Annotated in this window: 15 protein-coding genes; 8 read left to right on the top strand and 7 right to left on the bottom strand. The window is 60.4% G+C overall.

The window, feature by feature from the left end; all coding sequences use genetic code 11:
* Position 1 precedes the first annotated feature (1 nt).
* Both F0P97_RS22360 and F0P97_RS22365 read right to left on the bottom strand, forming a co-directional pair.
* Complete coding sequence (locus F0P97_RS22360) at positions 2-373, bottom strand: polyhydroxyalkanoate granule-associated phasin (RefSeq protein WP_003066750.1); 372 nt, start codon at positions 371-373, stop codon at positions 2-4.
* 87 nt (positions 374-460) lie between these two features.
* On the bottom strand, positions 461-1,387 hold the full coding sequence (locus F0P97_RS22365; protein WP_182284346.1) for a LysR family transcriptional regulator: 927 nt from the start codon (positions 1,385-1,387) through the stop codon (positions 461-463).
* Between the two features lie 106 nt (positions 1,388-1,493).
* Between F0P97_RS22365 and lysA the strand changes: the two genes are divergently transcribed.
* Together lysA and F0P97_RS22375 are read left to right on the top strand one after the other, a co-directional pair.
* Positions 1,494-2,741 carry a diaminopimelate decarboxylase gene (gene lysA, locus F0P97_RS22370; RefSeq protein WP_182284348.1) on the top strand — a complete coding sequence of 416 codons (1,248 nt, stop codon included), beginning with the start codon at positions 1,494-1,496 and terminating at the stop codon, positions 2,739-2,741.
* A 310-nt stretch (positions 2,742-3,051) separates the two neighbouring features.
* Complete coding sequence (locus F0P97_RS22375; RefSeq protein ID WP_182284350.1) at positions 3,052-3,942, top strand: DMT family transporter; 891 nt, start codon at positions 3,052-3,054, stop codon at positions 3,940-3,942.
* 116 nt (positions 3,943-4,058) lie between these two features.
* On the opposite strand, the gene F0P97_RS22380 is transcribed toward F0P97_RS22375, so the two are convergent.
* From F0P97_RS22380 to F0P97_RS22395, 4 genes are all read right to left on the bottom strand, one after another.
* Entirely contained in the window at positions 4,059-5,069 is a 1,011-nt protein-coding gene (locus F0P97_RS22380) for an NAD(P)H-dependent glycerol-3-phosphate dehydrogenase (protein ID WP_182284352.1), read from the bottom strand.
* Positions 5,070-5,184: 115 nt separating this feature from the next.
* On the bottom strand, positions 5,185-5,646 hold the full coding sequence (secB, locus tag F0P97_RS22385) for a protein-export chaperone SecB (RefSeq protein ID WP_182284355.1): 462 nt from the start codon (positions 5,644-5,646) through the stop codon (positions 5,185-5,187).
* 197 nt (positions 5,647-5,843) lie between these two features.
* Positions 5,844-6,101 (bottom strand): glutaredoxin 3, encoded by a 258-nt coding sequence (gene grxC, locus F0P97_RS22390; RefSeq protein WP_087080739.1) that lies wholly within the window; start codon positions 6,099-6,101, stop codon positions 5,844-5,846.
* A gap of 73 nt (positions 6,102-6,174) precedes the next feature.
* Positions 6,175-6,582, bottom strand: a complete 408-nt coding sequence (locus F0P97_RS22395) for a rhodanese-like domain-containing protein (RefSeq protein WP_087080738.1) — start codon at positions 6,580-6,582, stop codon at positions 6,175-6,177.
* A gap of 285 nt (positions 6,583-6,867) precedes the next feature.
* Between F0P97_RS22395 and gpmA the strand changes: the two genes are divergently transcribed.
* From gpmA to F0P97_RS22415, 4 genes are all read left to right on the top strand, one after another.
* The gene (gpmA, locus tag F0P97_RS22400) at positions 6,868-7,611 is read left to right on the top strand and encodes a 2,3-diphosphoglycerate-dependent phosphoglycerate mutase (protein WP_003066733.1); all 744 of its coding nucleotides are present in this window, start codon (positions 6,868-6,870) and stop codon (positions 7,609-7,611) included.
* Between the two features lie 131 nt (positions 7,612-7,742).
* The gene (locus F0P97_RS22405; protein WP_182284356.1) at positions 7,743-9,254 is read left to right on the top strand and encodes a S41 family peptidase; all 1,512 of its coding nucleotides are present in this window, start codon (positions 7,743-7,745) and stop codon (positions 9,252-9,254) included.
* 75 nt (positions 9,255-9,329) lie between these two features.
* Positions 9,330-10,097: a HesA/MoeB/ThiF family protein gene (locus tag F0P97_RS22410; protein WP_182284358.1), complete on the top strand. Its 768-nt coding sequence runs from the start codon at positions 9,330-9,332 to the stop codon at positions 10,095-10,097.
* A gap of 106 nt (positions 10,098-10,203) precedes the next feature.
* Positions 10,204-10,584: a response regulator gene (locus F0P97_RS22415; protein ID WP_182284360.1), complete on the top strand. Its 381-nt coding sequence runs from the start codon at positions 10,204-10,206 to the stop codon at positions 10,582-10,584.
* A gap of 58 nt (positions 10,585-10,642) precedes the next feature.
* Here the strand turns inward: F0P97_RS22415 and F0P97_RS22420 are convergent, their stop codons facing one another.
* Complete coding sequence (locus tag F0P97_RS22420) at positions 10,643-11,275, bottom strand: response regulator transcription factor (protein ID WP_003051886.1); 633 nt, start codon at positions 11,273-11,275, stop codon at positions 10,643-10,645.
* A gap of 133 nt (positions 11,276-11,408) precedes the next feature.
* Between F0P97_RS22420 and F0P97_RS22425 the strand changes: the two genes are divergently transcribed.
* Positions 11,409-12,758, top strand: coding sequence for a CHASE3 domain-containing protein (locus F0P97_RS22425; protein WP_182284362.1), 1,350 nt, complete (start codon positions 11,409-11,411; stop codon positions 12,756-12,758).
* A gap of 158 nt (positions 12,759-12,916) precedes the next feature.
* Positions 12,917-13,078 (top strand): DUF1328 domain-containing protein, encoded by a 162-nt coding sequence (locus F0P97_RS22430; RefSeq protein WP_003051882.1) that lies wholly within the window; start codon positions 12,917-12,919, stop codon positions 13,076-13,078.
* Positions 13,079-13,176: the final 98 nt, after the last annotated feature.

Genomic DNA, 13,176 nt, shown 5'->3' on the forward strand with positions numbered 1-13,176 from the left:
CTTATTTCAGGCTGGTCTGCGACAGGCGCTTGGCATTGGCCACGGCCTTGCGGCGAATCGGCGCCAGGCTTCTGGCCGCCACCTTGTCGGCCGCCACGGGCAGCTTCTGGCTCATGGTCCAGGGGTTGCGCATCCAGGCCAGACACAGCTGCTGCTGCACCTTGAACATTTCGGCCCCCATGGTCAGCCAGGCCTGGCTGAAGGCGACCTGCTTTTCCACCACCATGCGCGTGAACTCCTTCTGGTCGCGCGCAGAGAGCACCGGACCGCTGAGGGCCATGCGCGTGAGCCGGTGGTTGATGACCTGAGGCACGGCCATGCTGATGTCCAGCAGTTCGCTGGCAGTGCGGTGGGGGATGGCGGATTCAGGCATGTGTAACTCCTTGCATTCAGGCGTTTTATTGTGCACTGCAACATAGAAGTTTGCGCAAGCTCACCTGCGAAAGCCCTATCGCCGAATTCAGCGCCTGTGCCCAAGCAGGCTGAGTGCCTCCTGCTCCAGTGCCGCCGTCAGCCAGGGCAGGCCCGCATCGGCAGGCCGGTGCAGCGGCAGCAGCATATGCACCTGGAACGCTATCGAGAACGCCAGCGGCCGCACCACCAGCTGCGGGCCGGCGCAGGCCCGCGCAGTCAGCGGGTTGACGATGGCCAGACCCAGGCCATGCTGGACCATGGCGCAGACGGCAACGGCGCTGGCGGTCTCCAGGCTCAGCCGGCGCTGTACGCCGGCACGGGCGAACACCGCATCGATCTGGGCCCGGTAGGGGTCGTCGCGCGCCAGGCTGATGAAGGATTCGCCCTCAAAGTCCCGCTCACTCAGCAGCGCCTTCTGCGCCAGCGCATGGTCGGCAGGCAGCACGGCTACCTCGTCCATGGCCGGCAAGGGCTGGCTGCGCGTGCCCGGCGGCGCCTCGGCCAGCTCGGACAGGCCCAGATCGAAGCGCTGGGCCGCCATCCATTCCTGCAGCAGCGGTGCCTCCTGGGTGCTCACGCTCACGGCCACGGCGCCATGACTGACCTGCAGACGCGCCAGCGCTCCCGGCAGCAAGGCGTGGCTGAGTGCCGGCAGGCACAGCACGCTGATGCTCGCGCCCTGCGGGCGCCCCAGCTCCACGGCGCGGTCGATCACGCGCTCCAGGCCCTGCCAGCTGCGCCGCACCTCGTCCCAGAGCAGCAAGGCCCGCGCATTGGCGCGCAGACGGCCCTGCACGCGTTCGAACAGTGCATAGCCCAGCAGTTGCTCCATGCGCGCCAGCTCGCGGCTGACCGTGGGTTGGGAGGTATAGAGCAGTTGTGCCGCACCTGTGACGCTGCCGGCCGTCATGACGGCACGGAACACCTCGATATGGCGATGGGTGATGCGCTGAGAAGCTTCTGAATCAGTCATGCTCAAAGCATATCAATATTGAATAATCTTCATAAATCAAGCTATTGGACTGAATAGACAGCCGCATGCATGATGCGCTGAACTATTCCCTTTCAAGAGACCGCCCATGGCAAACCCCTTCTCTCCCGCACAGCTCTGGAACCTGGCCAACCAGTACGGCACGCCGCTGTGGGTTTATGACGCCGCCACCATCCGCGAGCGCATTGCCCAGCTCAAGGCTTTCGACACCGTGCGCTTTGCCCAGAAGGCCTGCTCCAACATTCACATCCTCAAGCTCATGCGCGAGCAGGGCGTGAAGGTGGATGCGGTCTCGCGCGGCGAAGTCCTGCGCGCGCTGGCGGCGGGCTTTACGCCCGGCTTCGGCGAACCTGCCGATATCGTCTTCACAGCCGACGTGATGGACGAGGCCACGCTGGCCACCGTGGTGGAGCACAAGGTTCCCGTGAATGCGGGCTCCATCGACATGCTGCACCAGCTGGCCGCCGTGTCCAGGGGCCACCATGTCTGGCTGCGCATCAACCCCGGCTTCGGCCACGGCCACAGCAACAAGACCAACACCGGCGGCGAGCACAGCAAGCACGGCATCTGGCACAGCGAACTCGAGGCAGCGCTGGACGCCATCAAGGCCGGCGGCCTGGTGCTGGCCGGCCTGCATATGCACATCGGCTCGGGCGTGGACTACGGCCATCTGCAGGAAGTCTGCGGCGCCATGGTCAAGCTGGTCGAGCGCACCAAGGCGGCTGGCGTGGACCTGCATGCGATTTCGGCCGGCGGCGGCCTGTCCATCCCCTATCGTGCTGGCGATGACACCATCGATACCAACCATTACCACGGCCTGTGGGATGCGGCGCGCCAGCAGGCCGAGGCCATCGTCGGCCACAAGCTGGGCCTGGAGCTGGAGCCCGGCCGCTTCCTGGTGGCCGAGTCCGGGGTGCTGCTGGGCACCGTGCGCGCCACCAAAAATGCGGGCAGCAACCACTTCGTGCTGGTGGACACCGGCTTCAACGAGCTGATGCGCCCCAGCATGTATGGCAGCTACCACGGCATGGAAGTGCTGCGCCGCGACGGCCAGAGCCTGCCCGCGCAGGACAGCGTGGTGGCCGGCCCGCTTTGCGAATCGGGCGATGTCTTCACCCAGGGCGACGGCGGCGTGGTGCTGCCGCGCTCGCTGGCCGGCGCCAGCGTGGGCGACCTGCTGGTGATTCATGACACGGGCGCCTACGGCAGCTCCATGTCCAGCAACTACAACACCCGCCCGCTGGCCGCCGAAGTACTGGTCGATGGCGCACAGACCCAGCTGATTCGCCGTCGCCAGACGGTGGAAGAACTGCTGGCTCTGGAGATTGGTTTGTAACTCCCCCTGAGCCGCTTGCCTGGGCGGCCCCGCGGCTTCCCCTGGCCGGGCGCCCTCTCGCCGGGCGCCCCTCTCTCTACGCGCTGCGCGCTAAGGGAGGGGGACGACAGCATCGCTGGGGCAGCCCTGGCTGCGGGGCGGCGCGGCCGGCTAGGCCCTTGCTTGCTGTCTCTCTCTCTTGCGTCACGCCCCATGATTGAGTTCACGCCATGAATTCAATAGCAGCTAACGTTTAGTCATCGGGGGCTTCAGGCCAAAATCACCTGAAATCTTTTCTCTCGGCACCGCGCAGTGCCCGGCAAGTTCTTTCATGTCACAGCACTCCGCCTCCTCGGTCCATCGCCATACGCTGACGGGCATCGGCTTCACGGTGCTGGCTTGCGCCTGTTTTTCGATACTCGACACGGGCTCCAAATATGCGGGTGCCCTGCTGCCGTTGCTGATGGCGCTATGGCTGCGCTATGCACTGCAGTCGGTGCTGACCGTGGGCTTTGGCGTGGCAAGACACGGGCTGGAGATTTTCCGTACCCGGCGCCCGGGCTTTCAGTGTCTGCGCGCCATCTTGTTTTGCCTGAGCAATGCGCTGGCCATGCTCAGTCTGCGCTATCTGCCGCTGGCGGAGTTCACGGCCATCGTGGCGCTGACGCCGCTGGCCCTGACCTTGCTGGCCGCTCTCTGGCTGGGTCAGCAGGTCAGCCCCTTTCGCTGGGTACTGGTGGCACTGGGCTTTGCGGGTACGCTGGTCATCCTGCGGCCGGGAGGCGACCAGTTCAGCGGCTGGGCTCTGGTCTGGCCTGCGCTGCAGCTGCTGGCCAACACGGCCTATCAGATCCTGAGCAGCCGCATGGCGGGCAAGGAGCGCCCGCTGACCACGCAGATCTACACCAGCCTGCTGGCCCTGAGCCTGAGCTGCATGGCCCTGCCCTGGGTCTGGCAGTTGCCGGACAGCGCCGCGCTCTGGCTGGCCGCGATTGCCATGGGCGCAGGCAGCGCAGTCGGGCACCTGATGCTGCTCAAGGCCTATGAAAAAGCCAGGCCCGCGACCATCACGCCGTTTCTCTACAGCCAGATTCCCTGCGCGCTGCTGGCAGGCTGGCTGGTCTATGGCCATATCCCCGACCAATGGGCCGTGCTGGGCATGGTCGTCATTGCGCTGTGCGGGGCAGCGAGTGCCTGGCTCAGCATCAGGGAGACAAAGTAGCGCCGCCCAGCGTCATAGAAAAAATAGCTGCTACCGCTTGTATCCATTGAATTTCAGATACGAAAGCACCTGAAATCTATAAATATCAAGCGCTTGAAGCTATCATTCTTTTGGACTTATTCGCCACGCGGATCGCGTGCCATCAGGTGCTGCACGGCTTCGGTGACCGGTAGCTGGCCGTCCAGCAGGGCAACCACGGTTTCGGTGATGGGCATTTCCACGCCGACCTGGCGTGCCCGGGCGAGCACGGTGCGGGCGCTGTACACGCCCTCGGCCACATGACCCAGCGAAGTCACGGCCTGCTCCAGGCTCTTGCCTTCGGCCAGCAACAGGCCCACCTTGCGGTTGCGCGAGAGATCGCCGGTGGCGGTCAGCACCAGGTCGCCGAGGCCGGACAGGCCCATGAAGGTCTCGGCGCGCGCACCCAGCGCCACGCCCAAGCGCGTCATCTCGGCCAGGCCACGCGTGACCAGGGCCGCACGCGCGTTCAGCCCCAGCTGCAGGCCGTCGCAAAGACCCGTGGCAATGGCCAGCACATTCTTGACGGCTCCGCCCACTTCCACGCCCACGATGTCCTGATTGGCATAGACGCGCATGGCCTCGCCGTGAAAGGCCGACACCAGCAGCTCGCTCACGCCTTCGTGGGCGCTGGCGGCCACCAGAGCCGTAGGCTGCTGGCGCGCCACCTCGGCCGCAAAGCTGGGGCCGCTGAGCGCACCGCTTTGCAGCTGCGGCGCCACCTGCTGGCAGACTTCATGCGCCATCAGTCCATAACTGCCGGCAGGGGCATCGGCTGCCACGGCCTCGAAGCCCTTGCACAGCCAGACCACGGGCCGGCGGCAATCCTTGAGCTGGCTCAGCCACTGGCGCAGCGCCGCCATGGGCGTGCCCAGCACAATCAGATCGGCATCCGCCACATGGGCCATCACATCGCCGCTGACCACCGTGAGCGCATCCGGGAAATGGATGCCGGGCAGATAGCGGCTGTTGGCACGATCGGCCTGCATGAGCTGCGCCTGCGCCGGGTCACGCGCCCAGAGACTGACACGGCCCTGCTCCGGATGGGTGGCCGCACTGATGGCCATGGCCGTACCCCAGGCGCCAGCGCCGATGACAAGAATTTTCATACCTGAATTTTGATAGCAGTTTGCGCACAACCCACAAGAAAAAGAGGCCGCTAGGGCCTCTTTTTGCCTGGCTGCCGATTCTTGCACATCGCAGGAATCAGCATTTGCCATCAGCTTACTGGGGCAGCTGGCCTTCGGCCTGTGCTGCGGCAGCCGCTTGCTGCTGCTCGTACATGGCCTGGAAGTTGATTTCGGCCAGGTGCACGGGAGGGAAGCCGGCGCGGGTCACCACGTCGGCCACGTTGCCGCGCAGATAGGGATAGATGATCTGGGGGCAGGCAATACCGATCACGCCACCCATCTGGTCTTCGGGCACGTTGCGGATTTCGAAGATGCCGGCTTGCTTGGCTTCGACCAGGAACACGGTCTTGTCCTGAATCTTAGTCTGAACCGTGGCGGTCACGGCCACTTCGTACACGCCTTCAGCCACGGGAGTGGCTTCCACGCCCAGCTGGATGTCCACGCTGGGCTGCACCTGCTCCAGCAGGATGGCGGGAGAGTTGGGCTGCTCCAGCGACAGATCCTTCAGATACACGCGCTGGATCTGGAACACGGGGCTGTTGTCTTGTTCGGCCATGATGAGCTAGGTCTTTCAGAAAATCTTGAGAGGGAAATGAAAATGCCTGCGCAGAGGACTAGCACGCAGCTATCCTCACAGCAGGCATTTCCATGAAATAGCACTTTGCATTATGCAGTGACAGCCGGAGGCTGCATCGTAGCAAACAGCACAAAGCACAAATTCATGCCGTTTGGCGGCAGTGGCACGGCAAGTAATCAGCTTTGCAGCAGGGGCAGCAGACCGCCCTTGGCATCCAGCGCCATCAGATCGTCGCAACCGCCCACATGGGTATCGCCAATGAAGATCTGGGGTACGGTGCGGCGGCCGGTGACCTGCATCATGTGATCGCGGGCAGCAGTATCGAAATCGATGCGCACTTCCTCGATCTGTTCCACGCCCTTGGACTTGAGAATCTGCTTGGCACGAATGCAATAGGGGCAGACGGCGGTGGTGTACATCTTCACGGCTTGCATGAGCAACTTCCTTGTAGTTTTTGCAATGCAGCATGCTGTGCTGCAGTCGTCAGAGTTCTCAGTTGCGGCCGAATCAGGCTTTTTCAACCGGCAGGCCGGCATCGCGCCAGGCCTTCATGCCGCCAGCCAGCGCCTGGGCCTTTTCGTAACCCAGCTTCTTGGCCACGGCTTCGGCACGCGCAGCACGGGCGCCCGATGCGCACACCAGCACCACGGGCAGCTGCTTGTTCTTGACGGTAGTGGGCAGCTTTTCCTCCAACTGGCTCAGGGGCAGGTTCCTGGCTCCGTTGACATGGCCGGCTGCAAACTCTTCAGGCTCGCAGACGTCCAGCACCACGGCTTTTTCACGGTTGATCAGGTGCACGGCAGCCGCTGCCGACAGCGAACCGCCTGTCGCTCCGCGCAGTGCGGGCAGCAGCAGCATCACACCCGAAGCCACGGCAATCAGGATCAAATACCAGTTATCAATGATGAATTTCACGTCATTCCTTGGGATGGCAAACCGAACGATTTTAGAGGCAGGCTTGCCGACGGATCGCGCCAGAGGTCCACGGCCCCTTCCCTCGCAAGCCCAAACCCTCTGTTTATATGCCCTACGCCGCAAGTGAGTGCTCTGCACAATCCCCGAAGGGCCCAACAGGAATAGCTTGGTGGCCACCGCTGGGGCCGACCGGCTTACCTTGCCTCAAGCCCGGACAAAGGCCTGCCCCTAAAATGCACGGTTTTGACTTTGTGTCATTACTGCTTTGCTACTTTGAGAGAATCCATGTACAAGCTCGTTCTGATCCGCCACGGTGAATCCACCTGGAACCTTGAAAACCGCTTCACCGGCTGGACCGATGTGGATCTGACTGCCACCGGCGTCGAACAGGCCAAGAAGGCCGGCCAACTGCTCAAGGCAGAAGGCTATGACTTCGATGTGGCCTATACCAGCGTGCTCAAGCGCGCCATCCGTACCCTGTGGCATGTGCAGGATGAAATGGACCGCACCTGGCTGCCCGTGGTGCATAGCTGGCGTCTCAACGAACGCCACTACGGCGGTCTGCAGGGTCTGAACAAGGCCGATATGGCCAAGCAGTATGGCGACGAACAAGTGCTGGTCTGGCGCCGCAGCTACGATGTGCCGCCTCCCGCCCTGGAAGCCACCGACCCCCGCAGCGAACGCAGCGATGTGCGCTACGCCAAGCTGCAGCCCGAGCAGATCCCGCTGACCGAGTGCCTCAAGGACACGGTTGCACGCGTTGTGCCGTTCTGGGACGAGTCCATCGCTCCCGCCATCAAGGCCGGAAAACGGGTGGTTGTGGCCGCACACGGCAACTCCATCCGCGCCCTGATCAAGTATCTGGACAACATCGCCGACGACCAGATCGTGGGCGTGAACGTGCCCAACGGCATTCCTCTGGTCTATGAACTGGACGCCGATCTCAAGCCCATCCGCCACTACTACCTGGGCGACGCCGAAGCCGCAGCCAAGGCAGCAGCGGCAGTTGCAGCCCAGGGCAAGGCCTGAAGAGACCTCTTCACCGTTCCTGTTCAGGCCGCTTGCGCAGTCTGAACAGGGCTGACACGGCAAAAGGCCTGTGGAACCTCATGGGCCTTCCGCCGTCCAAGGTGTATATTGCGAATGGTTTAAGGGGTGCTATGGGTCAAAAAATCAAAATTGCAGGCTGGATCTCTGTGGGCGTGGTCGCCGGTGCGTTGACCACCGTATCCCTGCAGACGCTGGCTCGCGGGGGTGTGACGCCTCTGCCACTTGAAGAAATCCAGCAGTTGTCGGCCGTCTTCGGCCTGATCAAGACCGATTACGTGGAGCAGGTCAGCGACAAGAAGCTGATCACCGACGCCATCTCCGGCATGGTCTCCAGCCTGGACCCTCACTCCCAGTACTTCGACAAGAAAACCTACAAAGAATTCAAGGAAGGCACTTCCGGCAAGTTCGTTGGCGTCGGCATCGAGATCACCATGGAAGACGGGCTGATCAAGATCGTCTCCCCCATCGAAGGCTCGCCCGCTTTCCGCGCAGGTCTCAAGACCGGCGACCTGATCACCAAGATCGACGACACGGCCGTCAAGGGCCTGACGCTCAATGACGCTGTCAAGCGCATGCGCGGCGAACCGAATACCAAGGTGCGCCTGAACATCCTGCGAAAGGATGAAAGCCGTAGCTTCCCCGTCACCATCACCCGCGAAGAAATCAAGACCCAATCGGTCAAGGGCAAGGTGATCGAGCCCGGTTACGCCTGGATTCGCCTGAGCCAGTTCCAGGAGCGCACCGTGGATGACTTTGTCCGCAAGGTCGAGGAAATCTACAAGCAGGAGCCCAATCTCAAGGGCCTGGTGCTGGACCTGCGCAATGATCCCGGCGGCTTGCTGGATGCGGCCGTAGCCATCTCCGCGGCCTTCCTGCCCTCCGATGTGCCCGTGGTCTCCACCAACGGCCAGTTGGCGGAAAGCAAGGCCGTCTACAAGGCATCGCCCGAGTTCTACGCCCAGCGCGGTTTTGGCGACCCCTTGCAACGCCTGCCTGCAGCACTGAAAAAGCTGCCTCTGGTGGTGCTGGTCAACGAAGGCTCGGCCTCGGCCAGCGAAATCGTGGCCGGAGCTCTGCAAGATCACAAACGTGCCACCGTCATGGGCAGCCAGTCCTTTGGCAAGGGATCGGTCCAAACCGTGCGCCCTCTGGGGCCCGATACGGCTCTCAAGCTGACGACGGCACGCTACTACACACCTAGCGGAAAATCCATTCAGGCCAAGGGCATCGTGCCCGATGTGATGGTGGATGAGACTGCAGACGGCGACTTGTTTGCTGCATTGAGCATGCGTGAAGCAGACCTTGAAAAGCATTTGTCCAGTGGACAGGGCGCGGAGGTCAAGAACGACTCACTTGAAAAGGCCCGCGAGGAAGCGCGCAAACGCCTGGAAGAGGAAGCCAAGAAGCCGGCCGCCGAACGCCGCCTGCCGGAGTTCGGGTCTGAAAAGGACTTCCAGCTGCAACAGGCACTGAACAAGCTCAAGGGCCAGCCCGTCAAGGTCAGCAAAACCCTGACGGAGCGCAAAATCGAAGAGAAGCCCGGAGACGCGACGGCTGCAGACAAAAAGCCCGCTGACAAGAAAACGCCCGAAAAAGGCGAATCCGACAAGAGCAAAAAATAAGCACCGGGTTATGGAACCCGCTCAAAATCAGCCGGGCTTGCCCGGCTTTTTTCTTGGAACCATGGAAGCAAACCGATGAATGACGATCAATTGCTACGCTATTCCCGTCACATCATGCTCGACGAAATCGGCATCGAAGGCCAGGAGCGCATTCTGGCGGCGCATGCAGTGATCATTGGAGCCGGCGGCTTGGGCTCGCCTGCCGCACTCTATCTGGGCTCGGCAGGTGTGGGGCGCATCACCATCGTCGACAACGACGTCGTGGACATGACCAATCTGCAGCGCCAGATTGCCCACACGACCGAACGCATAGGCATGCCCAAGGTGGAATCGATCCGCACTGCCGTACATGCCATCAATCCCGGGATCGAGATTCGCTGCATCCAGCAGCGTGCAACCGAAGCCCTGCTCGATGAACTGCTGCCCGAGGCCAGCATCGTGCTCGACTGCACCGACAACTACAAGACCCGCCAGGCCATCAATGCGGCTTGCGTGCGTCACGGCATCCCCCTGGTTGAAGGAGCGGCCATCCGTGTCGATGGCCAGCTGATGGTCATTGATCCACGCAACCCCGACAGCCCATGCTATGCATGCGTCTTTCCGCCAGAGGCTGAATTCGAAGAGGTTCAGTGCTCAACCATGGGCGTCTTTGCACCGCTGGTTGGACTGATAGGCACCCAGCAAGCTGCAGAAGCACTGAAGCTGATTGTCGGTTTTGGCCGATCTTCTGTCGGACAACTTCAAATGCTTGATGCACGTTCCATGGAGTGGAGTAGGATGAAAATTGCTAGGGTTAAAACCTGTGATATCTGCGGAATGACAAACACAAATTACAAAAAATGACAATACAATGATTTTCTCATGGGCCGTAATTGATTTTCCACATCGAGAATTGAAATGACTCTCATCGCTTGATCCTTGGCGTCCACCTCATCAGCTTGCTAACGTCGTGAAACTGCGTACTTTTTTTGTTGAAGACAATCCCACGATTCGCGACAACCTGATTGCGACGATGGCGGAGCTTGCCGATGTGGAAGCGGTCGGGGTGGCAGAGACCGAAACCGATGCAGTACGCTGGCTCAGCCACAACTCTGACGCCTGGGACTTGGTCATCGTGGATCTGTTCTTGCGCGAGGGCAGCGGTCTCGGCATTGTCACAAGCCTTCAGCATCGACCACAGCAGAAAAAGCTGCTCGTGTTGAGCAATTATGCGACTGCAGATATACGACAGCGCTGCCTTGAGCTCAACGCAGATGCCGTATTTGACAAATCCAACGAAATCGATGCGCTTATCGATTTCTGTATTTATTTAAATACCAGTAAATCTTGAAAATAACGAAAAATAAAAAAGGCTTGAATCTCTCAAGCCATTTTTATTTGGACATCCATTAATCGATCAATCTATTTTTCAGCGCATAGTATGTCAGATCGCTATTTGAGGAAAGCCCCATTTTTTCCATGAGTCTTGTCCGGTAAGTGCTCACTGTTTTCACGCTCAACGAAAGCGATTTGGCAATGTCTCCAGCCGTCTCGCCGCGCGCAAGCTTCAGAAATACCTGAAACTCACGCTCCGACAATTGCTCGTGTGCCGGAACATCATCCTTGCGGTTGAGTTGCTGGGCCAGGAGATCTGCGACCGCCGGCGTCAGGTAACGCCTTCCCAGAGCCACGGTCCGGATGGCCTCTGCAATATCCTGAGGATCGCACTCCTTGTTGAGATATCCGCTGGCCCCCTGACGAATCAAGTTGATTGCGTAATGTTCCTCAGGGTATCCACTTAGTATCAGGATACCCATGTCAGGTGCCTTGGCTCTGAGCATGGCCAAGGCATCTATGCCGCTTTGCCCCGGCATGGACAAGTCCATCAGCAGCACGTCAATTTCATGTTCCCGAACCAAGTCAATGGCCTCCCGCCCATTGCCCGCTTCTCCCACGACCCTCAGATCTACATGTTCCGACAGGAATTGGCGTAATCCCGAGCGAACAATCGCATGGTCATCCACTATGCCTACTTTTATCATGAACACCTCTTTTCATGAAACTGCGCTCATCTCCAGGGCGCATCACATTTTAAGACCCGCACTATGATGTCAGTCGTTGACGCTACCGTTATGCAGAATATCAGGTAATTGCCTTGTAGGTGAGAGGATGTAGATGCGTTGGACCAATATCCGCAAAATTGCAGTCAGCCTGACGATCGCAGTCATTGCGGCAGTCTTAATGGTAAGCATTAATGAGGCAGGCTATAAGCGCTCGTTGCATGCTCTGGACACGCTCACCAAGACGCAAGCCACCAGAGCAAAGCTCAATTTGCTGATGCAGCAAATGCTGGATGCGGAAACCGGCCTGCGCGGCTACCTGCTGACAGGAGAGGAGCGCTATCTCGAGCCCTATAACTCCGCCTCCGCCGCTATCAGCAGCAGCATGGATGACCTGCGCGGCATCTTCATCATGGATCCCAAAGAGCTGGCAACCTTTACTCCGCTGGCCCGCCAGGTCGAGCGCAAGACCAGCGAAATGGAGCTGAGCCTGCGCCTCTATCGCCAGGGCAACGATGAAGCATGGCGCTTTGTGATGTTTACCGACGTAGGCATGGAAAACATGGATGCCATACGGGGCCACATCAAGACCCTGATGGACAGCATCGACCAGCGCGTCAGGTCCAATCTCGCGGATATCGAACAGACGCTGGGTCTGTCACGCCTGGGAATTGCGACAGTGACCGCCCTGGGGATTCTGGGCTTCTTCATGTATCTGCGACAGGCGAATGCGCTGCAGCATTCACATCAGCGCGAACAGGAGATTCAGCGCGATGAACGCAATCGTCTGGAGGAGGTGGTTCGCGACCGCACAGCGGCCCTCACCGAGCTGGCAACCCATTTGCAGCAGGTACGCGAGGATGAGCGGGCGCACCTGGCACGCGAGTTGCACGACGAACTGGGCTCGCTGCTGACCGCAGCGAAGCTGGACGTTGCGCGCCTCAAGTCCAAGATCGACACCTCGACACCCGACGTCTCCGAACGCATCACCCATCTGATCGAGACGCTCAACAGCGGGATTGCACTCAAACGCCGCATCATTGAGGACCTGCGCCCCTCTTCTCTCTCCAACCTGGGCCTGACCACCGCGCTGGAAATCCTGACCCGGGAGTTCGGTGAACGCAGCAACATCGAGGTGGAATGCAGCCTGGAGCAGGTGGACCTGCCTGAATCCACGCAGCTGACGGTCTATCGCGTCGTGCAGGAGTCGCTCACCAACATCGGGAAATACGCCAGGGCCAGCCATGTCATCGTCACGGTGCACAACTATCCCACCTATGTGGCGGTGCAGATCCAGGACGATGGCCAAGGCTTCGAGACGGCCAGCATGCGCCCCAACTCCCATGGGCTGGCAGGCATGAAGCACCGCGTTGAAGCTGTCGGCGGCAGGCTTACCGTGGCATCCCAGCCCGGCAAGGGAACCACTATCTCGGCAGTCATTCCTTTGACAATGGCAAACACCTGAACCGGGTGGACAGGTCAGCGCAGTCCTACATGACTGTCCCTAAATACCCCGACCCTGGTGACAGAAGCTCACCGTCAGGCACGGGCTGCTCAGTTCTCTACAGTCAATACATGGCCACACGGCAATGCCTGTCGGCCTGCATTCGAAAGGAGAAAACCATGTTGCACTACGCCATTGTCTTTCTGGTGATTGCCTTGATCGCTGCAGTTTTCGGTTTCGGCGGTATCGCGGCCAGCGCCGTAGGCATTGCCAAGATCCTGTTTTTTGTCTTCCTGGTCATGGCCGTCATCACCTTCCTGATGGGCCTGGTGAAGAAATAGCAACGGCACCGAATGTGTAGAACTTTGTTCGCTCACATTGCACAAACCACCAGTATTCGCCATGATCACACTCAACTTCTGCCTCCTGGAGGCAGGGT

The sequence above is a fragment of the Comamonas testosteroni genome, from assembly GCF_014076415.1.
In the GTDB taxonomy this organism is placed as follows: Bacteria; Pseudomonadota; Gammaproteobacteria; order Burkholderiales; family Burkholderiaceae_C; genus Comamonas; species Comamonas testosteroni_F.